Annotated in this window: 26 protein-coding genes and 1 tRNA gene; 11 read left to right on the top strand and 16 right to left on the bottom strand. The window is 65.5% G+C overall.

Translation table 11 applies throughout. The annotated features are described in order from the left end of the window. Window positions 1-17 precede the first annotated feature (17 nt). Both QQ977_RS01635 and QQ977_RS01640 read left to right on the top strand, forming a co-directional pair. Window positions 18-1,601 (top strand): HTTM domain-containing protein, encoded by a 1,584-nt coding sequence (locus tag QQ977_RS01635; RefSeq protein ID WP_285927158.1) that lies wholly within the window; start codon window positions 18-20, stop codon window positions 1,599-1,601. Window positions 1,602-1,731: 130 nt separating this feature from the next. Further along, window positions 1,732-2,181 carry a thiol-disulfide oxidoreductase DCC family protein gene (locus QQ977_RS01640; RefSeq protein WP_285927160.1) on the top strand — a complete coding sequence of 150 codons (450 nt, stop codon included), beginning with the start codon at window positions 1,732-1,734 and terminating at the stop codon, window positions 2,179-2,181. Window positions 2,182-2,204: 23 nt separating this feature from the next. Here the strand turns inward: QQ977_RS01640 and QQ977_RS01645 are convergent, their stop codons facing one another. From QQ977_RS01645 to QQ977_RS01650, 3 genes are all read right to left on the bottom strand, one after another. Next, window positions 2,205-3,305, bottom strand: a complete 1,101-nt coding sequence (locus QQ977_RS01645; RefSeq protein WP_285927161.1) for an ion channel — start codon at window positions 3,303-3,305, stop codon at window positions 2,205-2,207. A 77-nt stretch (window positions 3,306-3,382) separates the two neighbouring features. Next, window positions 3,383-3,565: a hypothetical protein gene (locus tag QQ977_RS17310; protein WP_430540841.1), complete on the bottom strand. Its 183-nt coding sequence runs from the start codon at window positions 3,563-3,565 to the stop codon at window positions 3,383-3,385. A 162-nt stretch (window positions 3,566-3,727) separates the two neighbouring features. Beyond that, on the bottom strand, window positions 3,728-4,468 hold the full coding sequence (locus QQ977_RS01650) for a fumarylacetoacetate hydrolase family protein (RefSeq protein WP_285927162.1): 741 nt from the start codon (window positions 4,466-4,468) through the stop codon (window positions 3,728-3,730). A 165-nt stretch (window positions 4,469-4,633) separates the two neighbouring features. Between QQ977_RS01650 and QQ977_RS01655 the strand changes: the two genes are divergently transcribed. Both QQ977_RS01655 and QQ977_RS01660 read left to right on the top strand, forming a co-directional pair. Further along, window positions 4,634-4,708, top strand: a tRNA-Glu gene (locus QQ977_RS01655). A 309-nt stretch (window positions 4,709-5,017) separates the two neighbouring features. After that, window positions 5,018-5,482 carry an SPW repeat domain-containing protein gene (locus tag QQ977_RS01660; protein ID WP_285927164.1) on the top strand — a complete coding sequence of 155 codons (465 nt, stop codon included), beginning with the start codon at window positions 5,018-5,020 and terminating at the stop codon, window positions 5,480-5,482. Between the two features lie 16 nt (window positions 5,483-5,498). Here the strand turns inward: QQ977_RS01660 and QQ977_RS01665 are convergent, their stop codons facing one another. Then, the gene (locus QQ977_RS01665; RefSeq protein WP_285927165.1) at window positions 5,499-5,744 is read right to left on the bottom strand and encodes a hypothetical protein; all 246 of its coding nucleotides are present in this window, start codon (window positions 5,742-5,744) and stop codon (window positions 5,499-5,501) included. Window positions 5,745-5,905: 161 nt separating this feature from the next. Between QQ977_RS01665 and QQ977_RS01670 the strand changes: the two genes are divergently transcribed. Further along, window positions 5,906-6,457 (top strand): hypothetical protein, encoded by a 552-nt coding sequence (locus tag QQ977_RS01670; RefSeq protein WP_285927166.1) that lies wholly within the window; start codon window positions 5,906-5,908, stop codon window positions 6,455-6,457. 56 nt (window positions 6,458-6,513) lie between these two features. Beyond that, window positions 6,514-6,906, top strand: a complete 393-nt coding sequence (locus QQ977_RS01675; protein ID WP_285927167.1) for a nuclear transport factor 2 family protein — start codon at window positions 6,514-6,516, stop codon at window positions 6,904-6,906. A gap of 204 nt (window positions 6,907-7,110) precedes the next feature. Here QQ977_RS01675 and QQ977_RS01680 read toward each other — a convergent pair whose 3' ends face one another. From QQ977_RS01680 to QQ977_RS01690, 3 genes are all read right to left on the bottom strand, one after another. Next, on the bottom strand, window positions 7,111-7,308 hold the full coding sequence (locus QQ977_RS01680) for a hypothetical protein (protein WP_285927168.1): 198 nt from the start codon (window positions 7,306-7,308) through the stop codon (window positions 7,111-7,113). Between the two features lie 114 nt (window positions 7,309-7,422). Then, window positions 7,423-8,379: a zinc-dependent metalloprotease gene (locus tag QQ977_RS01685; protein ID WP_285927169.1), complete on the bottom strand. Its 957-nt coding sequence runs from the start codon at window positions 8,377-8,379 to the stop codon at window positions 7,423-7,425. Between the two features lie 121 nt (window positions 8,380-8,500). Beyond that, window positions 8,501-8,830, bottom strand: coding sequence for a hypothetical protein (locus tag QQ977_RS01690; RefSeq protein ID WP_285927170.1), 330 nt, complete (start codon window positions 8,828-8,830; stop codon window positions 8,501-8,503). A 143-nt stretch (window positions 8,831-8,973) separates the two neighbouring features. Between QQ977_RS01690 and QQ977_RS01695 the strand changes: the two genes are divergently transcribed. Genes QQ977_RS01695 through QQ977_RS01705 form a run of 3 tightly spaced genes read left to right on the top strand, consistent with a single transcriptional unit; the run spans window position 8,974 to window position 10,125 of the window. Next, window positions 8,974-9,201 carry an LSM domain-containing protein gene (locus QQ977_RS01695; protein WP_285927171.1) on the top strand — a complete coding sequence of 76 codons (228 nt, stop codon included), beginning with the start codon at window positions 8,974-8,976 and terminating at the stop codon, window positions 9,199-9,201. Next, entirely contained in the window at window positions 9,198-9,374 is a 177-nt protein-coding gene (locus QQ977_RS01700) for a 50S ribosomal protein L37e (RefSeq protein ID WP_285927172.1), read from the top strand. Before QQ977_RS01695 ends, QQ977_RS01700 begins: the two co-directional genes overlap by 4 nt. A gap of 52 nt (window positions 9,375-9,426) precedes the next feature. Continuing rightward, window positions 9,427-10,125, top strand: a complete 699-nt coding sequence (locus QQ977_RS01705; RefSeq protein WP_285927173.1) for an MBL fold metallo-hydrolase — start codon at window positions 9,427-9,429, stop codon at window positions 10,123-10,125. Window positions 10,126-10,134: 9 nt separating this feature from the next. On the opposite strand, the gene QQ977_RS01710 is transcribed toward QQ977_RS01705, so the two are convergent. The 3 genes from QQ977_RS01710 to QQ977_RS01720 all read right to left on the bottom strand — a co-directional run bounded on the left by QQ977_RS01710 (window position 10,135) and on the right by QQ977_RS01720 (window position 14,349). Further along, window positions 10,135-10,638, bottom strand: coding sequence for a hypothetical protein (locus tag QQ977_RS01710; RefSeq protein WP_285927174.1), 504 nt, complete (start codon window positions 10,636-10,638; stop codon window positions 10,135-10,137). A 75-nt stretch (window positions 10,639-10,713) separates the two neighbouring features. Continuing rightward, window positions 10,714-11,805, bottom strand: a complete 1,092-nt coding sequence (locus tag QQ977_RS01715; protein WP_285927175.1) for a DNA topoisomerase IV subunit A — start codon at window positions 11,803-11,805, stop codon at window positions 10,714-10,716. 102 nt (window positions 11,806-11,907) lie between these two features. After that, window positions 11,908-14,349, bottom strand: coding sequence for a DNA topoisomerase VI subunit B (locus QQ977_RS01720; protein ID WP_285927176.1), 2,442 nt, complete (start codon window positions 14,347-14,349; stop codon window positions 11,908-11,910). Between the two features lie 257 nt (window positions 14,350-14,606). On the opposite strand from QQ977_RS01720, the gene QQ977_RS01725 reads away from it, so the two are divergent. Together QQ977_RS01725 and QQ977_RS01730 are read left to right on the top strand one after the other, a co-directional pair. Continuing rightward, a complete protein-coding gene (locus tag QQ977_RS01725) occupies window positions 14,607-15,374 on the top strand; it encodes an RNA methyltransferase (protein WP_285927177.1) in 768 nt (255 codons plus the stop codon). Window positions 15,375-15,453: 79 nt separating this feature from the next. Then, window positions 15,454-15,768, top strand: coding sequence for a hypothetical protein (locus tag QQ977_RS01730; RefSeq protein WP_285927178.1), 315 nt, complete (start codon window positions 15,454-15,456; stop codon window positions 15,766-15,768). A 4-nt stretch (window positions 15,769-15,772) separates the two neighbouring features. On the opposite strand, the gene gatE is transcribed toward QQ977_RS01730, so the two are convergent. The 6 genes from gatE to cobN form a co-directional block, all read right to left on the bottom strand. Beyond that, window positions 15,773-17,641: a Glu-tRNA(Gln) amidotransferase subunit GatE gene (gene gatE, locus QQ977_RS01735; protein ID WP_285927179.1), complete on the bottom strand. Its 1,869-nt coding sequence runs from the start codon at window positions 17,639-17,641 to the stop codon at window positions 15,773-15,775. Between the two features lie 98 nt (window positions 17,642-17,739). After that, a complete protein-coding gene (locus tag QQ977_RS01740) occupies window positions 17,740-18,432 on the bottom strand; it encodes a cob(I)yrinic acid a,c-diamide adenosyltransferase (RefSeq protein WP_285927181.1) in 693 nt (230 codons plus the stop codon). 40 nt (window positions 18,433-18,472) lie between these two features. Continuing rightward, the gene (locus tag QQ977_RS01745) at window positions 18,473-19,837 is read right to left on the bottom strand and encodes a cobyrinic acid a,c-diamide synthase (protein WP_285927183.1); all 1,365 of its coding nucleotides are present in this window, start codon (window positions 19,835-19,837) and stop codon (window positions 18,473-18,475) included. Continuing rightward, complete coding sequence (locus QQ977_RS01750; protein WP_285927185.1) at window positions 19,834-20,628, bottom strand: cobalt-precorrin-7 (C(5))-methyltransferase; 795 nt, start codon at window positions 20,626-20,628, stop codon at window positions 19,834-19,836. The genes QQ977_RS01745 and QQ977_RS01750 overlap by 4 nt, the downstream gene beginning before the upstream one ends. Next, window positions 20,625-21,377, bottom strand: coding sequence for a precorrin-8X methylmutase (locus tag QQ977_RS01755; RefSeq protein WP_285927186.1), 753 nt, complete (start codon window positions 21,375-21,377; stop codon window positions 20,625-20,627). Before QQ977_RS01755 ends, QQ977_RS01750 begins: the two co-directional genes overlap by 4 nt. Beyond that, entirely contained in the window at window positions 21,370-25,251 is a 3,882-nt protein-coding gene (gene cobN, locus QQ977_RS01760; protein WP_285927188.1) for a cobaltochelatase subunit CobN, read from the bottom strand. The genes QQ977_RS01755 and cobN overlap by 8 nt, the downstream gene beginning before the upstream one ends. Window positions 25,252-25,262 lie beyond the last annotated feature (11 nt).

The raw sequence follows: 25,262 nt of genomic DNA on the forward strand, positions 1-25,262 counted from the left end.
GGTATGAACGGTAGCAGATGGTGCCTGCTCCGTCGCTCGATTCGTCCTCCCTCTCGAGAGCTCGGACCTACCTCGAGCGCCGCGTCGCAATCGATACGCGGACGCTTGCTGTGTTTCGCGTGTTCGTCGGCCTGTTAGTCATCGCGGACCTCCTGCTTCGGGCCCGTAATTTCCCGTTTTACTACACGAACGACGGCGTCGTTCCGCGATGGCTCGCGATGGAACAGACCGCAGACTACGCGTTCTCATTCTATTATCTGACGACAGATCCGTATCTCATCGCCGGACTGTTCGTCCTCCAGGGGCTGATCGCCGTCCAGCTCATCGTCGGCTACAAGACCCGGATCGCCTCGATACTGACGTTTCTGTTCGTCGTCTCGCTCGATCACCACAACCCGCTGGTGTTGAGCTACGCCGACACGCTGTTTCGGCTGCTTCTGTTCTGGGCGATGTTCCTCCCGCTCGGGGAGCGGTGGTCGATCGACGCCGTCCACCGCGGTCGGGAACCGCGCGCGTCCATTACGAGCTTCGCGTCCGCGCTCATCCTCGGCCAGATGGTCTACATGTACGTCATGAACGGCTATCACAAGTCCAAGGACGAGTTATGGACCAGCGGGGACGCCACGCCGCTTATCATGGGGCTCGACAATACGACCTTCCTGCTCGGGGAGTTCATGCGGAACTTCCCGACGCTGCTTCAGCTCGGGGGACTGACCTGGTACTACATGCTCCTGTTTGCCTGGCTTCTCATCCTCCTGCCGGGCCGAGCCCGGATGGCGTTCGCCGGGATGTTCCTCGTCGCACACGCCTCGTTCGCGGTGACCGTCCGCATCGGCGCGTTCCCCTACGTCGCCATCGCCGGCGTGTTGTTGTTCCTACAGGCCCAGTTCTGGGACGACACGGCCCGGCTCGCACGACGGCTCGGAATCGACCTCGACCGACTCCGGGCGCAACTCACCGACCTCGAGGATCTCGCCGCTCGCGTTCCGGACTACCGGTTCGATTCCGACCGACAGCGCCAGGTCAAAGACGGCCTCTACACGTTCACGATCGTCGTCGTCGTCGTGACGATCGCGATGGTCGCCGGCATCTCGGCCCTGCAGCTGGGCGGCGTCGTCGACGACGACATCGGCCACGACCAGGAGGTCGAACGCGTCGCCTCGAGTCTGTCGATCGACCAACCCGACTGGAGCGTGTTCGCGCCGACGCCGCGGACGACTGACCGCTACTACGTCTTCCCGGCCGAGACCGCAGACGGCGAGTACGTCGACGTCTACAACGAGCGGCCACTGACCTACGATCGACCGGGAGACGAACTCCAGAAGCAGTACGATACGTACCGCGAACGCTTCTTCATGGGCGACATTCGCCGTGCGAACGACGGCGATCCGGAACCAGAGCTCCTCGCGGAACACCTGTGTACCACCTGGGAAGAAGAACACGGCGACGAACTCGTCCGGATCAACATGTACCTGATTTCCGAGGACGTGACGATGGAGACGATCGACGACCACGAAGACCGTGATCGATCGATCCGGCTGCTGTCCAAACACGGCTGTGGCGACAACGAACCGGAGCGTATCGATCCGCCCGAAGACTGATACCCGTCGGGCGGACACTGGCCTGCCTCCCGTCGTGTTTCCTGGCCTGCCTTCCGTCGTGTTTCCTGTACCGCGTACGCGAACAGCGAAAAGCCAACACTGATTGGGACGGCCACCGTCGTGGCCGACAATGACCGAAGACGCGACCGAGCATCCGGTGATCCTCTTCGACGGCGTCTGCAACCTCTGTGCCGGGTCGGTCCAATTCGTCATTCGCCGTGACCCCGAGGGCGTCTTTCGGTTCGCACCGCTGCAGTCGTCGGTCGGAGAGCAACTCCTCGCCGAGCACGGCCTCGAGGACCACGACCTCGATTCGGTCGTCCTGCTCGAAGACGGCGAGGTCTACGTAAAGTCCGACGCCGCCATCCGCGTCGGTGCCCGTCTCGGCGGCGTCTACAGACTGCTCTCGCCGTTTCGATACCTCCCGCGTCGGCTCCGGGACGCCGTCTACGACGTCATCGCCGATCGACGGTACGACTGGTTCGGGCAGAAAGACCAGTGTATGATGCCGTCGCCGGAGATCGAATCGCGGTTTCTCGCCGGCGGACCGGCGTCGGGCTCTCAGCCGAGTGACGAGTAACGACAGTCCTCGCTCTCGGTGGCTCATCTCCGCTCGAGCGTCGCGTCCGCAACTGCATCCGCGACCACCCGCCAGGGATCGACGGCGACGTCGACGCCGGCTCCCTCGAGTGCGGCGACGTTGCCGTCCGGGGCGAGTGCGAGGAGGAAGACGTCGGCGTCGGCTGTCCGCACCGCGAGCACGGTGGCCCCTACCCGTCCTGGGTCGTCCATCGCGACGACGGCGGCGTCGGCTCGTTCTAGCTCTTCGAGTGCGGTCGCATCGGTCGGATCGCCACGACGGGTTTCGACGCCGCGAGACTCGAGCCACGCTGCCGTATCCTCGTCGTCGGTCACGACGAGCACCGACGCGTGGCCGATTAGCGTCGCGAGCATCGGAAAGGTGGCTGCGTCACAGCCGAGGACGACGATCCGCTCGGCGTCGTCGCCGTCCGATCGGTCGGCCGACTCACGTTCCGTCCGGCCGAGGCGCGTCTCGAGTGCGGGGCCGACCAGACTACTGACGACGACGGCGACGGCCGTCGGACCGAGGACGACGAGCGAGACGGCGAACAGCCGTGCACTCGCCGTCGTGGCGTGGACGTCGCCGTAGCCGACCGTGCTCGCGGTCACGAAGGCGAAGTAGAGGGCATCGAATCCGGTTGAGACGCCGTCGAACCCGTCGCGAAGCTCGTACGCCCCTGCGGTGCCGTACGCGAGCACGCCGACGATGGCGAGTGTCGCGCCGAGTTGGGTCGCATCGAACGGGGCCGGCCTGTGGAACCGCCGGACCGTGAGCACGAGGACGACGAGCGCGACGAGCGAGAGCACCACGAGGGGGATCGAGAGCACTCGCGAGTGAGCGAGGCCGTGGACGGCTGCGAGCACGACCAGCACCGTCGCAGCGATGGAGGCGATCCGATACCCCCGGCGCATTCCCCAGGCGGCCACGAGCAGGGCGAACCCGACGATCGTCGCGCTGAACTCGGCGAACAACCGGACGGGCTCGAGGGCTCCGTCCCACGCGAGCATCGGCTCCGTGACGATCGAGCCGACGCCGGTCGTGATCGAGACGAGCGCAACGGCGACGACGAGTCGGACGGCGACTCGAGGACCGGGACGACGCGAACGGAGGGGGTCGAGCATGGGCTATACAGGACGGGGATCGGAATAAAGCCGGACCGAGGGTCGACCGCGCCGACACGACGACTAGCAATCGGTGTCTAACAGTAGTAGACCCAGAAGGGATGGTCATTCGAGCACGCAACTTTCGTGTGATCGCCGAAGGCAGCGACGGTGGATCTGATCCGTAGCTCCGTATCTCGTTCGGGAATCGACACGGTGATGCTCTCACCACACTTCGGGCAGTTCACGTACGCTGTATCCGGCGGTGTTGTGGTTGTCATGGCAACAGTTCACTGTATTCGAGGGTGAGTCACATAACGGCACCTGCTACCGAGCCGTCACTTCCTGATCTGGATGCACCGTCTGACGACGGTGCACTGTCCGACTCGAGAACAGCGCCCGACGGATCGGTCCGTCGATCAGGACGGAACGTCTAGCGTTTGCTACGCTTCGCGAGGAATCCGGATCGAGTGCTCGAGCGTTCCGACGCCCTCGACGTCGATCTCGACCTCGTCGCCGTCCTCGAGGGGGCCGACGCCCTCGGGCGTGCCGGTTGCGATCACGTCGCCGGGCTCTAAGGTGAGATAGGTCGTGATCTCTGCGATCAGCTCGGGGACGGAGAAGATAAGCTGCTCGCGCGAGCCATCCTGTCGCACCTCGCCGTTGACCCGCGAGCGGACGGCTGCGTCCTGGGGGACCTCCTCAGGCGTCGCGAGGACGGGCCCGATCGGCGCCGAACCGTCGAAGGCCTTCCCACGGACCCAGTTCTGTTCCTCGCGCTGGTCGTCGCGATTCGAGATGTCGTTGACGCAGGTGAAGCCGGCGACGACGTCCATCGCGTCGCCCTCTGCGACGTGACGACACTGCTCTCCGATCACGACGCCGAGTTCTCCCTCGTGGTCGATCCGATCTTTGCCCGCTGGCGCGGTGACGGTGTCGCCGTGGCCTGCGAGAGCGTTCGGCGGTTTCAGAAAGAGCATCGGGCGATCGGGAACGTTCGAGTCCATCTCGGCTGCGTGGTCCGCGTAGTTGCGGCCGATACAGACGATCTTCGACGGCTCACACGGCGGGAGGACGTCGATCGCCTCGAGGTCGTAGCTCTCGTTTGCGAAGCGGACGCGGCCGTTCTCGAGTTCGCCACGTCGGGTCGCACCTGCGGGATCGCGGAATCGTACCGTTCGCATGCGAGGGGAGTCGCGTTCGAACCCGAAAAGCGTTGAGAAGACGGCGAACGAGCGGTGCGTGAGGTGGTGCCATCGCCGTCGCGGAACGGAACGTTTTTTACTAGCCCCTGGCAACCAACGAGTGAAGCGTCACGGGCCACAGACGTGGTGAGTGACGTGGTGTCAGCTCCGTTGGTGTAGTCCGGCCAATCATTTCGGCCTTTCGAGCCGATGACCTGGGTTCAAATCCCAGACGGAGCACTTTTCCGCGAACAAATTCGTGAGCGGAAAATGCGACCCTGGATTTGAATCAGACCAGTCACGCGCAGCGTAGCGAGCACGTCTGGGCGTGGTTCAAATCCCAGACGGAGCACTTTTCTGAGGAACGACGTGACGACGATCGTTCCGATCCGACGCCCGAACTCGAGCAGACGTCCATCACCGCTAGCAGCTCGGGTGCTGCTCAGAAGCCGGATCGCCGGTAATCGATGCTTACTCGAGAATCGCAAGACGGCAGTGCCGTAACGGTCGTCGGTCCTTTTGTCGGCTCGAGTCGAATTGATAGCTGCTATGAGTGACGCTGTAGACGACAGCGACACCGGTGTCCCATCGGAGACCGAGAGACAGGACGAGTCGACCCTGATCGCCAACGACGAGCGGCGGCGGAACATGTCGGCCATCAGTGGGATCGCGGCCATACTCGGCGCGTGGGTCGCCCTCTCGGTGTTGATCTACGACGTCGGCGAAGCGACGCTGTGGAACAACGTCCTGATCGGGGCGGTCGTGTTCCTCGCTGCCGGGTACAACTTCTACCGGCTGAACAACGACATCCCGTTGAGCGTCGGCGTCTCGGCGCTCGTGGCGGTGCTTGGTATCTGGTTGATCGTCGCGACGGCCGTCTTCGGGATGGCAGCGGGTGCGTTCTGGAGTACGGCCATCTCGGGGCTTCTCATTGCACTCCTCTCGGGATACAACGCCTACGAAGCCCGTGAAGCCGAGACGGTCGTCACCGAGGGCGAAGCCGAACCGCCCTGACTCTACCTCTACTGGTCTACTGGCTGAGATCGCGCTCGAGTCGGCGCAGGCGGTATTCGGCGGCGTGGTGGCCGGTGGCGACGATCGCGAACGCGACCATTACGATCGCGAACGCGAGCGAGACGAGCGGCGAGACACCGTTGACGTAGCTGTTTACCAGCTGGCCGAGTGCCAGTACGAGCGGACCGATAGCGAGCAACGAACTCTGTACGGGCGTGGCGAGAAAGAGGTCGACGGTCGAGGTGATTCGGCGGGCGGACATGGATCAAACGTCGGTTACCAGTTCTCGACCGGCGGGTCGTAGCCTTTTCGGTTCCGACGTCGCGAATCGATCCGACGGAAATCGGTCGTTTACTCGGGCGAGACGTCGCTGGACCGTCGCCGATCGATACGTTCTTTCCGTCCGACTCGAAACGAGTACGTATGCGGATTCGCGAGTGGCAGGACGTACTCGAGGACGTCATCGAACGGGACGTCGACCCGGACGACTGGCGAGCCGTCGCCGGCGACCGCGCAGGTGGCGTCGGCGAGGACATGTATCTCGCGCATCCCGGCGTCGGCGTCTACTTCCTGAAGACCTACGCCAAGAATCCCTTCGAGGTCCGCGGCATCGGCACGCAGGTCGCCCGGAACATAGACGACGAGATCGGATCGTTCATGCCCGAAGACGACGCTTGTGGACGGTTTGCCGTCCGCTCGCCGCCCGAAGACGAAGACCAGGCCGAAGACCAGGCGACGAAACTCGAGCAAGTCGTCAAAACCCACGCCGACGCGCCGACCACGCCCGACGCGTTCTTCGAGGACGTGATGGACGCCCTCGAGAGCCCGGCCTTTGGCCCGATGGAGTACGATCAGTACGACCGCCCCGACGAACTCGAAGAGCTGTCGAGCCGGTTCGAGGAGGCCGACGAGCTGTTGAACGCCGAACTCGACGACCTGATCGAGACCGACGAGGTCGACCGCGGATTCATGTAACCGCAAGCGTCGACGCCGTCGGTGAGCCTTTACCCTCGGCGCACGACCGTTCGAGTATGTGCGCCGAGGCCAAAGCCGAGGTCGAGGCGGTTATCCGGGACTACTACGAGGCATTGCGCCGTGGTGAACCGCTTTACCCGTACTTCCTCGAGGGCGAGACGACGGTCAAAGTCGGCGTGAGCGAGACGCTGTACGGCTACGACAACGTCGTCGACGGCCTGCTCGAGCAGACGCGTACGACCGACGATTGGACTGTCGCGAGTCACGGTCTCGTCGTCGACGACCGCGACGGCTACGCCACCTTTGCCGACGAGGTGGGGCTTTCCTGGACCGACCTCGAGACGGGGGACCGTCACGACTTCGAGACGCGCTGGAGCGGCATGCTCGAACGTCGCGACGAGGAGTGGTTGTTCGTCTCGGTGCACGTCAGCGCGCCGCACGATCTCTGAAGGGGCGACACGCCCCGGCACGGTCGCCGCCGTGGACGGAGAAACCACTTAGGACGACAGTACGCGCGTGGAAGGGTAATGCGTTGTATCCTCATACTGTCGGTCAAATACGTGAACACGATGAGCGACAGAACATCCAGACACACGCTAAACGGACGAATTAACCAGACCCACGTTCACAGATCCATGACCGACAGTATAACGTCACGCCGCGCGTTCGCCGTGCGAGGACGCGATCGACGGCGGGACTTCCACGGCGACGACGGCGTGGTCGGTCTCTCGTCGGTGATCGCTTCCGATCTCCGTCGCTTCCTCGCGCCCGTCGGCCGTCCGTTCGAACGTACAGCCCTCGCACGTTATGAGATACTGTCTCGTCTCTGCTCGACCGAGTGTCGTGGACATACCCCTCTCTTCAGTGGCGCAGTACTTGAGCCGTTTTCCAAACGGGTTTGGGACTCACAGTCGTCAGTGTGACGCGACGGCCCAGAAGTCACAGCCAAGTCGCGCTCGCTACGGTCAGGGATCGACCCGACGGAGCCACTGCCCGGGTTCGTCGAGTTCGTCGTGAGTCGGCAGACACTCAGAGCCCTCCCAGACCGCGCCAGCAGCCTCGAGACCGCGGGCGTCTGCGACCTCCTCGAAGAAGGTCTTCCCGCGTTCGTACTGGCGGCGTTTCAGGCCGAGCCCGAGCAGCCGGCGAAACAGCTCCTGTAACGGACCACGTCCCTGTCGGCGCTCGTCGAGTTTCCGACGGAGGTCGGCGTACTCGTCGTCGAAGGCGTGGTCCATCAGTAGTTCGGCGTACCCCTCGACGACGGTCATCGTCGCGTCGAGTTCCCTGAACGCCTTCTTGTCGAAACTGCCCTCCGCGAGGGCGTCGATTCCCGCCTGCATGTTGGCCTCGAGGTGACTCGAGAGCCACGGGGCTGCGCCGAACTCCGCGGCGTGGGTCACCTCGTGGAAGGCGATCCAGCGTCGGAAGCGAGGGTACTCGACCTCGAGGGCCTCGGCGACTCGCAGGATGTTCGGTCGCACGAAATAGAGCGCGTGATCGTCCTTGGGCGTGTCTGCGAGCAAGAGCGGATCGTACTGGCCAAGGACGTTCCGGCCGAGAAAGGCGAGCAGGACGGTCATCGTGCCGGTGTTTATCGTCCGGGCGACCCCGTGGAACGCGTTAGCGTGGTCCTCGACGGGGGCCATCACCCGCTCGAAGGTCGCGATGTTGGCGTCCATCCAGTGGTGGCGGTTCTGAATCTCGACGACGTCGGGGACCTCGAAGGCGAGGTCGGCGGTCGCACGTACTTCCCGACGCGCGTCGCGAACGTCGCGGGCGTAGCCCTCGCGCTCGCCGGGTTCGAGCGAGATCGATCCGGGCTCGGTCGACGCCTTGGCGGCCTCGGCGGCGGCCGCCCAGTCGACGGCGTGATCGCCGGAGGCCCCGGCGACGGCCCGGGCGCTACGATAGATATTCACGAGAAGACGTAGGCGAAGGAAAGCCAAAAGCGTTCGGCTCGGCCGGATGCGGGCGACCAACCGTGCCGGCGTGGCTTCGACCGCCCGTCCGGTCGAACCGTTGGTATCCGGCCCCGTCCCCTCAGTTGACGACGACGTCCGGCTCGTCTCGCTGTGGGGACTCTTCGTCGTCTCCCCCGCGGAACTTCTTCACCGCGACGCCGAGTGCGACGAGTACGACGAGTGCGACCACGAGCCCGACCGCGCCCTTGCCGCCGGAGTCGTCTGCGGCCGTGGCCGCGCCGACGTCTTCGTCGGTTTCTATTTTCGTCTCCGTCTCCGTTTCGGGCGTCGTCGACTCGTCCTCGGCCTCGGCCGACTCACTCCCGAGAATGTCTGTCAGACGCGCCGGTCCGAGCTGGGTGTCGCCGTCGAGATGCAGTTCGATGACGGTGAATTTCTTGTCGCCCATACGACCGGTGTCGACGAGCGCGTACTTAGGGGTTGTGCTGGCTCGCCTCGAGTGCGACACACCGGGGCGGCGTCCCCCAACCGGCGTCTGACGGAGACGCTTCGACCGGTACGGTTAAGTGTCCGTCACAAGCGGTGTTTCGTATGAGCGGACGACCGCTTGACGTCCTCGAGGAATCTCTCGGCGAACGCGTCACGGTACGCCTGAAAAGCGGCGAGGAGTACGCCGGCGAGCTGGCTGGCTACGACCAGCACATGAACCTCGTCCTCGAAGACGTCGGCATCTCGGCCGAGACGGACATCGAATCGGAATCGCCGTCTGAAGACACAACCATTATACGCGGCGATAACGTCGTGTCGATAACTCCATGACTGGTGCAGGTACCCCGAGCCAAGGAAAGAAAAACACGACGACCCACACCAAGTGTCGCCGCTGCGGAGAGAAGTCCTACCACACCAAGAAGAAAGTCTGCTCGTCGTGTGGCTTCGGCAAGTCGGCCAAACGACGCGACTACGAGTGGCAGGGCAAATCCGGCGACAACTGACGCTTTCTTCTCGAGCCGAACGCTTTTCGCCCTCGTCGGGCCAACTGTCGGTATGACCGTCAGCTACGATGCGATAACGGTCGACTGGCTCGGCTACGCGACCGTCCGACTCGAGGGCCGTACCGGCGTCGTCGTCTACACCGACCCCGGCCGCTACGGCGTCCTCGAGGACTACGACGCCCGCGACGGCGACCTCGTTCTCATCACCCACGCACATCACTATGACCCCGACGGCATCCGGCGGGTCGCCCACGAAGACGCCATCGTGCTCGTTCACGACGCGATCGACGCGAGCGAGATCGACCGCGTCGACGAACGGCCGGAGGACCTTCCCTACGAGATCGAACGCGTCCGAGCCGACGAGAGCTTCGTCCTCGGACCGCTCGATCTGTTCACCACGCCGGCGTACAACGATCCCGACGGACCACACACCCGACCGGACGGCACGCCGCACCATCCACGCGGCGAGGGATGTGGCTACGGCGTCACGATCGACGGCGTCACCGCCTTCTGGGCCGGCGACACCGACGTACTGGCGGCCCACGAGGAGCTCGCTATCGACGTGGCGATGCTCCCGATCGGCGGGGCGTACACGATGGACCGTCACGAGGCGGCCGATCTCGCGGCGGCGATGGATCCCGGTCTCGTCGTGCCGATCCACTACGATACGTTCGCGGAGATCGAGACGGACGACGAGGCGTTCGTCGTCGACGTGGCGACCCGAGGGGTACCCGTCGTGCTCGATCGGTGAGGGAGCCGATCACGCGGTTTCAGAAAAGAGCGCAGCTGAGCTGTCGCCGTCGGTCCAGCGAACCGTCACCTCGTCGCCGCGGTCGACGTCGACGATTGAGATCGCATCGCCGTCTGTCACCCGGTCGACGTCGCTGTGGCTCGCCCACGATCCGCGCGAGGTCCCGTCGACGGCCACGACCAACGTCTCGGCGTCGATTTCGTCGCCGCCGTCGTGAACGATCGTCGCCTCGCCGTCGGTCGCGTCCAGATCGAACGTCACCGACGGCGCGCCGGCCGGCAGCGACCGACGGTAGCCCCGACCGAGGAATGCCGCGACGACGATGGCGAAAAGCACCAGAATGAGAGCCGCCACCGATGCCGGTAACGGACCGCCGACCCCGGCGGCGGTCGCGACGAGCGTCCCAAACGCGAGCAAGCCGATCGCCACGAGCATAAACGCGAGTATCGCGACGAAAATCACGGCGAGAAACCCGGTGAGTGCCGCTCGCAGTCCTCGCAAGATCTCGCTCATGGATGGACCAACGAGAACGGTCACAAAAAGGGATCCGATACGTCGGTGTCTCCCTGCAGGGAGCGTAGAGACGGACTAAACGACGTCCATCTCCTCGAGTCGCTCGGGAAGGTAGGTCTCGGTGACGAAATCGAGCCCGTAGGAGGCGAGCGACTGCTGTTCCGATTTCTTCCCGATCTCGAGCTGTAACTCGATCTGTTCTTCCCAGTACTCCGTCTGGAATCGCGGATCCTCGAGTTCGCTCTCTAAGGCGTTCTCGTCGGAGTCGCTAAGCGGATCGGTCGGCAGGTCGTACTCGACGATGTCCTCGGGCTGGATGCCGACGAACTGCGCTTCGGGCGTCGCGAGATACTCGGAGAGGTGGGCCGATTTGATCGAGCCGTAGGCGACCGAGCCGTAGATGCGGTACGACCACGGATCGCCGTCGGTAAAGACGGTCACCGGGAGCTCGAGTTCGTCGCGGAGGCGTTTGGTGATCCGCCGGGTCGCTCTCGCTGGCTGGCCCTTCAGATGGACGATGAGCGCGTCGTAGGCCTCGTCGAAGCCGTTCTCGACGAGCCGGTCGCGCATGCCGCCGGTTTCGACGGCGAGGACGAACTCGGCGTCACAGTCGAGAAACTCGATCGTGTCCGGGTTGTTGGGGATCTGGTAGCCCCCCTCGCCGACGTCTTTCTGACAGTGGATCTCACGTTCTCCACGGCGGGTCTGTTCGCGGAGGTACAACGGTCCCATGATCGTCGCGCCCGACTCCTCGGGGCGCATGTGAAAGTCCTCGCGGGTGACGCCCGTGACGATCTCCAGGTCCTCGACCAGTCCGTTCGACTCGTCCTGGCTCGAGAACTGGGCGTGTTCGTTGTCCCAGGACTCAGAGAGGTAGTACAGTTCACGCAGCGTCGAGGAACGATCTTGCTCGAGTTGGTCTGCGAGAAACTCGATCGTGTAGACGGCTTTCAGCAGTTTCCGCGCGCCCCGGACGGAGTTTGCAGACCGAGTCGAGGTCCGGTCGCCGTAGACCCAGACGCCGGCGTCCTCATCGTACTCGATGTTGCTTTTCGTCCGCGTCGGCACCGACATCTCGGGAATCTCGCCCAGTTCGAACTGGTCGTAAAACTGTGCCGCGAGGTCGATCAACTGCGCTCTGGCCTGCTCGTTCGTGTCCGTGCTCATGCTGACACCGTGATTTCGCTTCGCTCATCACGAGCAATCATTCGCGTGCTCATGATGACACCGTGATTTCGCTTCGCTCATCACGAGCAATCATTCGCGTGCTCATGATGACACCGTAAGCTTCTCCGCTTCGACACCTTTCACGTCGAGGTCGAACGACGCGTCTCCCCCCAGTTCGTACTCGAGGACGGCCTCCTCGCCGCTTTTGACTTCGGGCTCCCAGCTGACGAACCACTCGCCGTCCATCTCGACGACGCTCGCATCCTCGGGGAGGTTCGAGGGCTCGGCCGTGACGATGTCGGTGACCTCGAGCGACTCGTTCGTACTCGAGTTGTTCTCGACGACGAGTTCGACGCTCGTTGCATCGCCGTTTTCCCCGAGGCGGCGCTCGACGAGGACGTTGTTCATGATGCGGGCGACGGCGTCGTCGATGTCGGGGTCGGGCCGGTCGGTGACCTCGGCGACTTTCCGTGCCATCTCTGGGAGGATCTTGCCGAGGACGTTCTGTTTCTTCCGGCGTTTTTCCATCGAGCGCCGTTTGTTGAGATAACTCTTGAGGTCGCGGGCGGCCTCCCGGATGGCGAGTTCGATCTCGTCTTCGATCTCGGGAACGTTCGCGACCGCGTCTTTCGACTCGCTGGTGAAGGGCACGTTCGTCGAGGCGACGTGGACCATGATCACCGCCGGCCCGTTCGGGAGCCCGGAGCCGCCGGGCTGGTCGAGCCCGTAGTTGCGCCAGCCGATGGACTTCACGACGTCGGTCGTCGCACACGCACCACGCTGGTAGACCAGCGGGACGCGATTGGCAAAGCGAAGCACGTCGACGCCTCCCTCTGCCTCTACCTCGCCGCCGTAGGCGATGCCGGCCTCGACGACGAACGGATCGCCGCCGTGTACTTCGGCGTTGCGACTCGCCGCAGCGTAGAAGTCGGCGTCGAACTCCTTTCGCAGCCCCGTCTCGATGAGGTCTGCAGAGATCGGCGAGAGACATCGCGTCGGCGGTGCCATGATGTCCGTTTCCCGCATCGCGTCGACGAGGTCGCTCGAGGCGTCTCTGTCGTCGACGAGTTCGCGAACGAGCGGCGGGTCGTCGGGGACGGTCGCCATGACCGTCCAGATCACCTCCGTGACGTTCTCGCGGGCGGTGTCGCCGAACGTCGCACCGTCGTACTCCTCGGTGAGGTCGGCGGCCCGGTCGACGTGCTCGCGGAGCCGACCCCGGGTGAGCCGATGTCGGACGTCGTCCTCGTCTGTGAATCTACCCACGAGCCGGCTCGCGAACGCGTGGATCGTTTCGTCGTCCTTTCGCGTGCTCGTGGCCTCGTCGGCGAGAGCGTAGAGGTCGGAAACGGTGCGTGATTCCTCGCGTTCGCCGTCGGTGTCCTCGTCTTCGCCGCCGACGGCTGCGACTTCGTGCCAGACGGCTTCGACTGCGTGTTCCTGGACGGTGTCGCCGAACGTCGTGTCGTACTCGTCGGCGACCGACTCGGCCGCGCGTTCGACGAGTTCGCACAGTACGTGGTGGGCGATCCGCTCCCGATCGACGACCGCGTCGGCGACGGATGCGGCGAACGCCGCCGTCGCGTCGGGACCCTTGTTCGCGGTCGCCCGCGAGACGGCGTCCTCGAGATCGCTCGTCGTCTGTGGCGTCGTCCAGGTCATCTCACGGCCGTCGTGGCGGTCCCGGAAGGCGTCGACGATCGAGTCCGCGGTCTTCTTCCCGACCCGGGTGAACTCCTCTTGTACGAAGCCGGAGACGGTGTGTGAGTCCGTCGCGGCGAGCATCTTCATCACCGTCCCGAGCTCGACTCCGTGGGGGTGGGGACGGATCTCTTCGGTCTCCTCGGGAAGCTGATCAGTCGCGCGCTCGAACTTGAAGTGGGCCTGGGGTTCGCGAAGCTCGAGGCGGGCGTGGGGGTTGACGACCGCCGTGTGCTTGATGTAATCGTGAAGCTGGGAGCGAGCGCGCATGTTTGCCTCCATCTCGAGTTCGATGCGGGTGCCGTGGGGGCGGTCCCAACTGGTCGTCTCCTCGACGCTGATCTCCGGTTCGTTCTCGTCGGTGTCGACGATGAGTTCGAAGTACTGGGCCTCACTCGAGCCCTGGGTGCGGCTGGTGATCTTCGCGGGTTTGCCACTCGTCAGCTGTGAGTAGAGCACGGCAGCCGAGATACCGATCCCCTGCTGGCCACGTGCCTGCTCGCGGGCGTGAAACCGCGAGCCGTACAGCAGTTTTCCGAAGACTTTCGGCAACGACGCTTTGGTCAGTCCGGGACCGTTGTCCTCGACGATCAGTTTGTAGTAGTCACCCTCTTCCTGAATCTCGACGTAGATATCGGGGAGAATGCCGGCCTCTTCCGTGGCGTCCAGGGAGTTGTCGACGGCCTCTTTGACGGCCGTGACGAGCCCCCGGGCTCCACTGTCGAAGCCGAGCATGTGTTTGTTCTTCTCGAAGAACTCGGCGATCGAGATCGCACGCTGGCTCTCGGCCAGCTCCTCGGCGATCCCCGGCTCCTCGCCGAGCGTCGACTGGAACGACGTCATCGTCCTCCCATACTGGGGGCGGGATTAAAAGGGGTGCGCTACCGGCCCGGAAGTGGAACTGGTGTGCACGGAACCGTCTTCGGGACGGACTCTCGCTGACGCAGCCGCGCGCTCGGGTGACGAGAGCCGAGGGTTCCATCGATAACGCGTCACTTTTAGTTTCGCGGTCGGTAGACTCCCCACGTGCGGTTCGACGGATCCGAGACACGCAGACGCTCGAGCGGCCGAAGCGGGATCGTCCCGTCCCGGACGACACCATGACCGACGACAAACATCCCGAACCAGATCGACAGCGATGCCCTCCAGCCGTCGCTGTCGTCGACGCCAGCTCGCCCGGCAACGTCGGTACCATCGCGCGGGCGATGAAGAACTTCGGCTTTTCGGAACTTTTGCTCGTCGACCCGCCCGAACTCGATCCCGACGGCGAGGCCTACGGCTTCGCGGGCCAGGCACGCGAGGACATCCTCCCGAACGCCGAGGAGCTCACATTCGATCAGCTCGTCACGAACTACCACACGATCGGCTGTACCGCCGTCACCAACGAGGACGACCGCAGTCACGTTCGCTTTCCCTACTCGACGCCCGCCGACCTCGCGATGCGACTGCCGACCGTCGACGCACCCACTGCACTCGTCTTCGGTCGCGAACGCGTCGGACTCACCAACGAGGAACTCGCCCGGATCGACGAGATCTGTTCGATCCCGGCAAACGCCGACTACCCCGTCCTCAACCTGGGCCAGGCCGCGACGATCACCCTCTATGAACTCCGCGGCCTCGCACTCGAGGAAACCCAGCTGCCAGACGTCCAGCGCGTCCGTGCCCCAGAACCCCTGCTCGAGCGACTCTACGACGACTGGGAGGCGTTGCTCGAGACGATCAACCATCCCGAGGAGAAACGCGAGAAGACGATGCGGATGATCCGTCGGATCTACGGCCGCGCGGACCCGACCGAACGGGAGGTGAACACGCTGCTCGGACTGTTACGCCGGACGAGAGAGCGCCCCGACCGAGACGACCGGTCATGAACCCTGGGTTACTTTCACCACTACACCTCGAGGTACGAACCCAAACGATTAATCGAGATGCCGGTGCATACGAGCCACGATGGTCGAAACGCACAAGCCGGAACTCGAGGGAGAAACGCTCCAGTACAGAGACGATGCGTGGGAACTCACCGGGACCATCGAAATCAAACGAAACGGCGAACTCATCGCCGCGGAGGCGCGAAAGACGGACCGGGTCCGCGGCGAGACCGGACGGCTCGCGTTTACGGTCGCGAACGGTGCCTCCTCGATCAACCCCGGTAACCCAGAGAACTTCGTGGCAGAGATCGAACCGCAGAATACGGGATACGCTCTGATCGCGTCCAGAGATCACACGACGGACCGCTACGAACTCAACAGCATGCAGTACGGCTAGCGCGTTAGGCCCGTTTCTGGATCTCCTCGCGGAGCACCTGACTCACGAGGTCGCCGTCGGCCTTTCCGCGAAGTGCGCCCATACACTCTCCCATGAGTCCGGAGAACGCCTGCATCCCCTCTTCTTCGACCTGCGTTTCGTTTCGTTCGACGACCTCGCGGACCGCCTCGCGGACCTCGTCCTCGCCGACGCCGCCTAAGCCCGCCTCCTCGGCGGCGTCTTCGGCCGAGCGGTCGGGGTCGTCTGCGAGCGCTGCGAGCAGGTCCGGGACGCCCTCGTTGGGCAGGTCACCGTCCTCGACCATCGCGAGCACCTCCCGGAAGTGCCGGTCGGTCAGGTTCTCGACGGGGACGTCGTCGCGTCGTAGCTCGGTGACGGTCGACTCGAGCGTGGTCGCAGCGAGCGTCGGGTCAACGCCGTCGGCGACGACGTCCTCGAACAGCGGCATGTACTGGCCGTAGGCGACCTGCTCGGCGAGGCCGGCGTCGAGGTCGTACTCGTCCTGGTAGCGGTCGACCTTCTCGGTGAGCAGCTCGGGTTCGGGCACGTCGCTCGGATCCGGCTCGACCGGCGGGACGTCGGTCTCGGGGTACATCCGGGCTGCGCCGGGCAGCGGCCGGAGGTACCGCGTGGTGCCGTCGTCGTTTGCCCCGCGGGTCTCCTCGGGGACGCCCTCGAGGGCCGTCTCGGCACGCTCGGCGACGGCCTCGATCGCCTGTGTCGCGACGTCGTCGGCCGCGGCGACGATGGCGACGGCGTCGTCCTCGCCGGCACCGACCGCTTCTTTCAGGTCCATGACGTCGCCCTCGGTGACGCCATAGGCCGGGAGCTCGTCGGTGTGGAAGATGCCGCCCGCGCCGTGGCGCTTGGCGTGGTCGGAGAACTCGGTTCCGAGTCGTCGGTCGGGAGCGATCTCGCGGCCGACGAGTCCGTCGAAGCCATACAGCGGCACTGCCGTCACCGCGCCGCCTGCCTCGAGTGCGCCACGGATGACGCCGCTGTCGGTGTCCTCGAAGACGTCGGTCACGTCCGTCGTCTCGCCGACCGACGCGTCGCGTTCGGCGAGCTCCGCGGCGAGCTCGACGAGTGCGACCTGCCGGGCGACCTCGGTGCGGACGATGTCGTCGATGTCGTCGAGGCTCTGGACGCCTTTAATCTCGACCCGGGCACCGTCTTCGATCGAGACGTTGACGTCCTGGCGGATGGTTCCCAGCCCGCGCTTTACCTTCCCCGTCGAGCGAAGCAACATGCCGATCCGCTCGGCTGCCTCGCGGGCCTGTGCCGGCGTTCGGATGTCCGGTTTCGTCCCGATCTCGACGAGCGGGATACCCAGGCGGTCGAGGCTGTAGACGACGCCGTCGTCGGTCTCTTCGACGCGCTGGGCGCTTTCTTCCTCGAGCATGAGGTCTTCGATCCCGACCCCGCCGTCGCTCGTCTCGATTTCCCCGTCCGTGGCGATCAGCGACGAGCGCTGAAAGCCCGTCGTGTTCGAGCCGTCGACGACGATCTTTCGCATGACGTGGGCCTGGTCGACCGGCTCCATCTCCAGCAGCTGGGCGATCTCGAGGACCGTCTCGAGGGCTTCCTCGTCGAGTTCCGTCGGCGGCTCGTCGTCTTCCTCGACGAGACAGGTCGAGTCGTACGCGAGGTACGTGAACTCTCGTTCGACCTTGCTCTCTTCTAAGGCGGCCTCGTCGATCTCGCCCAGTTCGCTTCGCGTCGGGTGGAGATACCGGGCGAACTCCCGCGTCGCCGCCTCGGGGTCGCGCAGTTCGGTCGGACAGTTACAGAACAGCTTCGTCGCCGTCTCGAGTTGCTGGTGGATCTCCAGCCCGGCGACGAGTCCGAGGTCGTCGTAGTCGTAGTCGGCCATTGCCGTCGTCTCGGAGGCGGAGGGGTAAAAAACCGTTCAGTTGGGCGTCGTCTCGGCCGCGCCGATCCGTCCGTCGACAGCGGCCGACGAGCTCGTCGTTAGTACTCGGTGCCTTTCCGTGCCCGCTGGCCGGCGTCGATCGGGTGTTTCTCCTTGCGGACGTTCGTCACGAGGTCGGCTTCCTCGAGCAGATAGTCGGGGCGCTCGTGGCCGCCGGTGAGCACGAGCTCGAGGCCGTCGGGTTTTCGCTCGAGGAGGTCGAGGACGTCCTCGGGGGCGATCAGCTCGCGGTTGGCCGCGTAGATGATCTCGTCTACGACGAGCATGTGGACGCCCGCTTCGGGGCCTGCCTCGAGCGCCAGTGGCTCGGCCAGGTCGGCCTCGCCGGCGGCGTCGACGAGCTCGCGGGCACGCTCGAGAGCCCCTTTCGCCTTCGCCTCGTGTTCGTCGTCCTCGGAGCCGTCGAGAAAGCCGTGCCAGCCGTAGCTGCCGGTGTTCTCGTAGCTCAGTCCCGGGATCTCGGCGATGGCGTTGTACTCGCCGCGGACGTCCTCGACGCTGTCGGCTCCGCCTTTCATGAACTGCAGCAGGTGGACGCGGTAGCCGTGGCCGGCCGCCCGAAAGGCCATCCCGAGTGCGGCCGTGGTCTTGCCCTTGCCGTTTCCCCACCAGACCTGTGTCAGCCCGAACTCCTCGGGAGCGCGTGGCTCGATTTCGCGGGCGTCTGGCGTACGGCCCTTGCCTGGCGTGCGTGCGATCGGATCGGTGTCGGTATCGGTGTCGTCTGTCATGGTTGTGGTGTCTCGGCCGGAGCCCTTCGTCGCATCGGTTTCACAGCCGCTCGAGGAACGTATCGAACGCCCCACTGTCAGCGTGGACGTGGACGTACGTGCCGAGCGCGTCGTACTCGGTCAGGCCGTCGTGATCGCCGTCGATGCCGTCGCCGCGGACGGTCTCGAAGGCAAAGCGGGCGTCGCCGTCGACGTCGGCGCTCGAGTAGTGAAACTCGTGACCGCGGAGTCGCTCGCCCGCCTCGGCCGTCAGCGTTCCGTCCACGGCCTCGAGTTCGACGTGATCGAGCGCCTGGTAGCGGTCGTGCATGGTCACGTCGGCCGGCACGATCCCGGCCATCTCGTGGGTGTTCCCCTCGGCCGTCGTCAGCGTCTGGGACATCGCCATCAGGCCGCCACACTCCCCGAGGACCGGCAGGCCCTCGCTCGCCAGCCGGCCGAGTTCGGACAGTGTGCCCGCAGACTCGAGTTCGCCGGCGTGGAGTTCGGGATAGCCGCCCGGCAGGTAGACGCCGTCACAGTCGGGGACGGGGTCGCCCGCGAGCGGCGAGAACGTGACCAGGTCGGCTCGCTCGCGGAATCGCTCGAGGGTGGCCGGATACCGGAAACAGAACGCGGCGTCGTCGGCGACGGCGACGCGAGCGTCGACTGTCGGGCCGGGTTCGGGGCTCGAGGCTGGTTCCGGAGGTTCACGTGCTACGTCGGCAAGCCGGTCGGCCTCGAGCGTCTCGGCCGCCTCCGAAAGCGCCGCCTCGGGCAGGGCAGCCTCCTCGCCCATGTGTAGCCCGAGGTGGCGGTCGGGAATCTCGAGGTCCGGGTTCGGGGGAATCCGGCCGAAGTACGCGAGGTCGTCGGGCAGGGCGTCACGAATCCCCTGTTCGTGGCGGCCGCCGTGGGCGCGCTGGGCGATGATCCCCGCGACCTCGATCTCGCGGCCGATCTCGGCGGCGTACTCGCGAAAGCCGAGCGCGGTCGCGCCCACGCTCTCCATGCCGGCTTTCGCGTCGACGACGAGGACGACCGGCAGGGAAAGCGCTTCGGCGACCATCGCCGTGCTCGAGCCGTCGCCGTCGTACAGTCCCATCACGCCCTCGACGACACAGATAGCGGGGGACGACGTCCCCCGGGAAGACGGGTGTGAGCCGTCGATGCCGCCCTCGCCGCGGGCGTAGTTGCGCCGGACGCCCTCCTCACCGCAGAGCCACAGGTCGAGGGTACGGGAGGGGCGGCCGGCGACCGCCTCGTGGTGGCTCGGATCGATGAAGTCCGGCCCGGCCTTGGCGGGCTGGACCGCGTACCCGGCGTCCTCGAGCGCCTGTATGATCGCCAGCGTCGCGACGGTCTTGCCGACGCCGGAGCTGACGCCGCCGAGGACGAACCCCGGCGGGCCACACGTCCCGGTCATTCGATCGCTACCTCCCGGCGAACCGCGAGCACGACCAGATCAGAAAACGGCGTGTCCCCCTTCCCGTCGCCGCCAGCGTGTTCCGCGAGCTCCCCGAGCGTGAACCGGTGGATCTGTTCGTCCTCGTGGGTCAGTTTCTCGAGTACCAGCGCCTCGAGGTCCGGGTCCGCACCGTTTTCGAGCAGAAACTCGGCGATATCCCCGGGCATGATGTCGTAGGGCCGTGGGAGCACGAGCAGGTGACGGTCGCCGACGACCGAAGCGAGGCGATCCACGTCCGCAGAGACGTCGCCGCTCTTGTGGAGGGTGACGAACGTCGAATCTTCCTTGGGCGTCCGAGCTCGGCTCGCAGCCACCTGAATCGAGGAGATGCCGGGGATCACCCGCACCGGAACGTCGGGGTCTTCGCGCTCGACAGCGTCCTGGACCTTCCCGACGAACTGGTAGCCCGAGTGGTTGGGATCGCCCATCGCGACGGCCGTTCCCGACTCGCCGTTTGCGACGCGTCTGCCGAACTCCTCGAGCGCCTCGGCCTCGTCTTTGTACCCACAGGTCAGCAGGTCCGCGTCGGTACACTCCGCGACGAACTCGACGACAGTGGTGAAGCCGACGACGACGTCCGCCTCGCGGATGGCGCGTTCGCCACGCGGGGTCAGATACTCGAGGTTGCCCGGCCCGACGCCGACGGCGTAGACGGGGTCGTCCGTCGCTTCATCTATGTCGGACTCTGCCGCCGCAGCAGCGAACGTCGCCGGATCGGGGCCGGCCTCGAGGTCGTACTCGCCGCTCATTTCTCACCCTCGTCCGCTCTTCGGTCGTCGGCCACACGCTCGAGCTCGAGCTCGTCCGTCCGGACGTCCTTGGCGACGTGAATCAGTTCGTTCGTCAGCGCGGCTGCGAGGCCGCTTCCGCCGCGACGGCCGACGTTGGTGATCGCGGGCACGCCGTACTCCTCGCTGACCTCACGGATCCGCTGGCGGCTCTCCTCTGCCTTGACGAAGCCGACGGGGGTCGCGACGACGACCGCGGGTCGGGTGCCGTTCTCGATGCAGTCGGCCAGTGCGAAGGCAGCCGTCGGCGCGTTGCCAACCGTCGCGATCGAATCCTCGTAGATGCCCTGCTTGTCGAGCTCGAGCACCCCCGAGGCGGTCCGGGTCATGCCCGTCTCCTTCGCCAGTTCGGCCCCGTGGCCGATCGCCTTGTGTTTTGCACAGTCGTGGCCCCGACCGGTGATGCCGGCCTGGGGCATGGTGATGTCTGTGACGATGTTCGCTTCCTCGAGCACGGCCCTCGCGCCCGCCCGGACGGGGGCGTCCTCGTCGTCGTCCAGCTCGTCTCCGCCCGTAAAGCGGATCAGGTGCTGGAACTCGATGTCACCCATCGAGTGGACCGACTTCTGCCGCATCCTGTCGGCCAGGGTCTCGTCGGGGACGAACTGCCGGACGATGTCCATGCTCGTCTCGGCGATGTCCATCGCCTCCTGGGTCGTTGCCCCTAAATCGGCGTACTCTTTCTCGTATTCGCCGTCGGTGTCAGTCATCGGTGGTCACCTCCGCCATCTCGTTCGTGGTTCGCGCTTCCAGGTCACCCTCCACGGAGAGGGTGATGTCCCGGAGTCTGTCCTCTATCTCTTCGCTCGCGTCCCAGAGATCCCGGTCGATGGCCTCGAGCAACGTCGCCGTGATGGACTCGAGTGCCCACGGATTGACGTCTTTCATCCACTCCTGGCGATCCTCGTCGAAGGCGTAGGCTTCGGCGACGTCCTCCCAGAGCCGGTCGCTGATGACGCCCGTCGTGGCGTCCCAGCCGAGCGTGACGTCGACCGTCGTCGAGAGGTCGCCCGCGCCCTTGTAGCCGTGTTCCTCCATGGAGTCGAGCCAGTCGGGGTTGAGTACGCGGGCGCGCATCGCCTTGCGCACTTTCTCCTCGTTGGTGTAGACTGAGACGTTGTCCGGGTCCGACGAATCGCCGACGTACGAAGCTGGCTCCTCGCCGGAGACCTCCGAGACAGCGGAGATGAAGCCCCCGTGGAAGGCGTACCAGTCCGAGGAGTCGAACTCGTCCTGTTCCATCGTGTCCTCGATCTTGACGGTGGCGTCGACGTTCGAGAGCCGCCGCTCGAAGGAGTCGTGGGCATCGGAGACGCGTCCGCGCGAGCCCATCGCGTAGCCGCCCCACTGGACGTAGACGTCGGCGAGGTCGGATCGATCGTCCCAGTTGCCCTCGTCGACGGCCTTGTTCGTGCCGGCTCCGTAGCCGCCGGGTTTGGTGGTGAACACGCGATCCATGACGGCGTCGCGAGCCTCGTCGGCCTCGAGTCCCTCTTCGTCCTCGAGTGTCTCCGCTTCTTCCTCGACGTGCTTTTTCACGTAGTTCATCTCGTGGGGCTCGTCGAGATCGACCACCGCATCGACGGCGTCGTGGATGACGCCCGCCGCGGCGGGGAAGGCGTCGCGGAAGAGTCCCGAAACCCGGGTCGTGACGTCGATCCGCGGCCGGTCGAGTTCCTCGAGGGGGATCGGCTCGACGTCGTCGATCCGGCCCGCGTCGGTCCAGACCGGCTCGACGCCCATCATCGCGAGCACCTGGGCGATGGTCTCCCCGCGGGTGCGGATCGTGGGGGTTCCCCAGGCGACGACGCCGATCTCTTCCGGATAGTCGTCGTTCTCTGCGTAGTGGCGCTCGAGGACGCCCTCAGCAACCTCCCGACCGACCTGCCAGGCGGCTTTCGCCGGCACCTTGCGGGGGTCGAGCGTGTAGAAGTTCCGTGCAGTCGGCAGCAGGTCGACGCCGCCGCGGGTCGGCGCGCCCGACCCGCCTGGTGGGACGTACTCGCCCTCGAGGGCGTCTGCAGTGCGCGGAATCTCGTCTTCCGCGCCGTGGACGCGCGGGGCGGCTTCCTCACAGATGAACGCCAGGGCTTCCCGCAGGTCGTCGTGTGCGCCCGGTTTCGCGCGCGCGTCGCCGATCGTCTCGAGGTCGACGATCAGCAGGTTGATGTTCACCTCGTCGTCGGGACCGCCCTCGAGTTCGGAGACGGGGACGTCGAACTCGTGCTCGGCGAGCGTCTCGATCAGCTCGACGCTTTGTTCGTGGACGACGTCGGCAGCCTCGGCGTAGGTCATGCCCAGATCCCCGTCGTAGGTTCCAGGCGAGGAGAGCATCGTCTCGTAGTCGACGCCGAGTGCGCCCGCGACGCTCTCGCGGAGGCTCGGCGCGCCGGGGTTTTCCAACCTGGTCAGCGCGACCAGGTACTCGACGAGCCGCTCGCCCGCCGGGGGTTCGCCCATCGTGTGCAGCCCCATCCGGATCTGGGTGGTCTTGACGTCGGTGAGGTACTCGTGGATCCGCTCGACGAGTTCGTCGATATCCACCTCGTCGCCCTCGACGTCGCCCTCCGCCAGGCTCGAGCCGGCTTCGTCGGGGCCGCGGACGTCCGCCTTCTCGTCGATCGTGCCCGCAACGCCGAGCTCGACGGCCAGGTCCAACTCTTCGACCTTCTCCCGCAGCAGGGCCTCGAGCTGTTCGCCATCGTCGCTTCGGGCGTCTTCCATCCCGGCCTGGCGGTACTCACTCGCCAGCTCCTCGAGTTCGGAGAGGTCGTCGTAGGTTCCCGCCGCCCGCATCACGGGCGTGAGGTAGTCGACGATGGCGGCGTAGGAGCGCCGTTTGGCCTGGGTTCCCTCGCCGGGGTTGTTGACGATGTAGGGGTAGACGTTCGGCAGGTCGGAGACGAGCGCGTCGGGGGCGCTCTCGCCGTTGAGTCCGACCGTTTTCCCGGGGAGCCACTCGAGGCTGCCGTGGGTGCCCAGGTGGACGACCGCGTCGGCCTCGTAGGCCTCGCGCAGCCAGGCGTAGAAGGCGTAGTAGTCGTGTGGGGGCTGCAGGTCGGAGTCGTGGTAGACCTTCGAGGGATCCATCCCGAAGCCACGCGGGGGCTGGACGGTGACGAGCACGTTGCCACACTCCATGCCGGGGATGGCGAACGGTCGCTCGGGCGGTTCGCCCCACTCCTCGACGATGTGTTCCTGGAAGCGCTCGTCGGCGTCGGCGAACCACTCGGCGTACTGGTCGGGCGAGACGGTGTCGACGCTTAACTCGCGGACGTCCTCGGGGGCGACCCAGCGGTCCTCGAGGGTGAGCTGGGCGGTCAGCTCCTCGATCAGCGCCTGGCCGTCCTCGGGGCGGTCCTCGAGGTCGTAGCCCCGGGCCTCGAGTTCTTCCAGCAGGTTGATCGTGCTCTCGGGGCTGTCGAGCCCGAAGGCGGTCCCGATGCCGTCGTCGCTCGGCGGGTAGTTGTGGAGGACGACGGCGACGTTTTTCTCCTCGTTCGGGGTGTACCGAAGCTCGGCCCAGTTGACCGCGAGACTCGCGACGTGCTCGACGCGATCCTCGATCGGGAAGTGCTGTTTCGGCGCGCTGCCGAGCCCGGCCTCGTCGTCCATGCGCTCCTTGCCACTGATGGGGTGGGTGACGACGTTGCCGTCGAACTCCGGCAGTGCCACCGAGAGAGCGAGTTCGAAGCCCATCACGCCCGTGTCACTCGCCTCGTAACGCGACCGCGAACGCATCGTCGTGATCGCCTGGAGGACCGGCACGCCCAGTTCCTCGAGGAAGATCTCCTCCGTCCCCCCTTCGTCACTCGCCGACCGGCCGCGCTCGCTCATCCCCAGCGAGAACATGAAAGAGCTGACGACGGCGTCGACGATCGGTCCCTCGTCGTCGCTGAACCAGTTCTTGGCGACCCACTCGGCGTTCTCCTGTCCTTCCTCGTCGGTCGCGGGGTTACAGAAGGCGGGGAGAACGTTCACACCCTCTGCCTCGAGCGCCCGGACGAGTGCGTCGACGTAGCGGGTGTTGGCGTGGGTCCAGTGAGATTCGTAGAACCAGACGCCCACCGTCGGCTTCCCGTCGTCGTGGGTCTCCAGCAGTTCCTCGTACTCGACGGCGGGATAGTCTGGGTGGTAGACGCCCTCCGTCGGCAGGGAAACGGGGTCGTCGACCTCGCCGTCGTACTCGCCGTACTCGCCGGCGAGGTAGCGACAGCAGTGCTCGAGGTTGACGATCCCGCCCCGTTCGAGGTAGTCGTAGACCTGCTCGCGGTCGTCGTCGGCGACCGTCGTGTCCTCGAGCGCGTAGGCGTCGCCCGTCGATTTTACGACCAGCGGGACGCCCGCCTCGGCGAGGCGGTCGGTCGCCAGATCGTAGCCCGGCATGCTGTCTTCGGCCCCGTGCAGCCAGAAGACCGCCGCGTCGGCGGATTCGAGCGTCTCGACGAACGCTTCGATCTCGGTTTCGTCCTCGAGGTCGCTCTCGGAGCGAACCACCAGGTCGATTCCCTCGAGTCGGCTCGCGGCTTCCTGCAGCGCGCCCAACTCGTTTTCAGTCGCGGTGTATAGCCCGATCGTCGGCATCGATAGTAAAG

The organism is Natrialbaceae archaeon AArc-T1-2 (genome assembly GCF_030273315.1).
Lineage (GTDB): Archaea > Halobacteriota > Halobacteria > Halobacteriales > Natrialbaceae > Tc-Br11-E2g1.

Coding starts and splice junctions, on each gene's coding strand:
- QQ977_RS01665 (WP_285927165.1), bottom strand. CDS start 5,744: ATGTCCGCCCGCCGAATCACCTCGACCGTCGACCTCTTTCTCGCCACG.
- QQ977_RS01705 (WP_285927173.1), top strand. CDS start 9,427: ATGACCGTCAGCTACGATGCGATAACGGTCGACTGGCTCGGCTACGCG.
- QQ977_RS01720 (WP_285927176.1), bottom strand. CDS start 14,349: ATGACGTCGTTCCAGTCGACGCTCGGCGAGGAGCCGGGGATCGCCGAG.
- QQ977_RS01700 (WP_285927172.1), top strand. CDS start 9,198: ATGACTGGTGCAGGTACCCCGAGCCAAGGAAAGAAAAACACGACGACC.
- QQ977_RS17310 (WP_430540841.1), bottom strand. CDS start 3,565: ATGACAACCACAACACCGCCGGATACAGCGTACGTGAACTGCCCGAAG.
- QQ977_RS01745 (WP_285927183.1), bottom strand. CDS start 19,837: ATGACCGGGACGTGTGGCCCGCCGGGGTTCGTCCTCGGCGGCGTCAGC.
- QQ977_RS01750 (WP_285927185.1), bottom strand. CDS start 20,628: ATGAGCGGCGAGTACGACCTCGAGGCCGGCCCCGATCCGGCGACGTTC.
- QQ977_RS01650 (WP_285927162.1), bottom strand. CDS start 4,468: ATGCGAACGGTACGATTCCGCGATCCCGCAGGTGCGACCCGACGTGGC.
- QQ977_RS01635 (WP_285927158.1), top strand. CDS start 18: ATGGTGCCTGCTCCGTCGCTCGATTCGTCCTCCCTCTCGAGAGCTCGG.
- QQ977_RS01730 (WP_285927178.1), top strand. CDS start 15,454: ATGGTCGAAACGCACAAGCCGGAACTCGAGGGAGAAACGCTCCAGTAC.
- QQ977_RS01670 (WP_285927166.1), top strand. CDS start 5,906: ATGCGGATTCGCGAGTGGCAGGACGTACTCGAGGACGTCATCGAACGG.
- QQ977_RS01710 (WP_285927174.1), bottom strand. CDS start 10,638: ATGAGCGAGATCTTGCGAGGACTGCGAGCGGCACTCACCGGGTTTCTC.
- QQ977_RS01755 (WP_285927186.1), bottom strand. CDS start 21,377: ATGACTGACACCGACGGCGAATACGAGAAAGAGTACGCCGATTTAGGG.
- QQ977_RS01715 (WP_285927175.1), bottom strand. CDS start 11,805: ATGAGCACGGACACGAACGAGCAGGCCAGAGCGCAGTTGATCGACCTC.
- QQ977_RS01675 (WP_285927167.1), top strand. CDS start 6,514: ATGTGCGCCGAGGCCAAAGCCGAGGTCGAGGCGGTTATCCGGGACTAC.
- QQ977_RS01725 (WP_285927177.1), top strand. CDS start 14,607: ATGACCGACGACAAACATCCCGAACCAGATCGACAGCGATGCCCTCCA.
- QQ977_RS01645 (WP_285927161.1), bottom strand. CDS start 3,305: ATGCTCGACCCCCTCCGTTCGCGTCGTCCCGGTCCTCGAGTCGCCGTC.
- QQ977_RS01640 (WP_285927160.1), top strand. CDS start 1,732: ATGACCGAAGACGCGACCGAGCATCCGGTGATCCTCTTCGACGGCGTC.
- QQ977_RS01660 (WP_285927164.1), top strand. CDS start 5,018: ATGAGTGACGCTGTAGACGACAGCGACACCGGTGTCCCATCGGAGACC.
- QQ977_RS01695 (WP_285927171.1), top strand. CDS start 8,974: ATGAGCGGACGACCGCTTGACGTCCTCGAGGAATCTCTCGGCGAACGC.
- gatE (WP_285927179.1), bottom strand. CDS start 17,641: ATGGCCGACTACGACTACGACGACCTCGGACTCGTCGCCGGGCTGGAG.
- cobN (WP_285927188.1), bottom strand. CDS start 25,251: ATGCCGACGATCGGGCTATACACCGCGACTGAAAACGAGTTGGGCGCG.
- QQ977_RS01690 (WP_285927170.1), bottom strand. CDS start 8,830: ATGGGCGACAAGAAATTCACCGTCATCGAACTGCATCTCGACGGCGAC.
- QQ977_RS01740 (WP_285927181.1), bottom strand. CDS start 18,432: ATGACAGACGACACCGATACCGACACCGATCCGATCGCACGCACGCCA.
- QQ977_RS01680 (WP_285927168.1), bottom strand. CDS start 7,308: ATGTCCACGACACTCGGTCGAGCAGAGACGAGACAGTATCTCATAACG.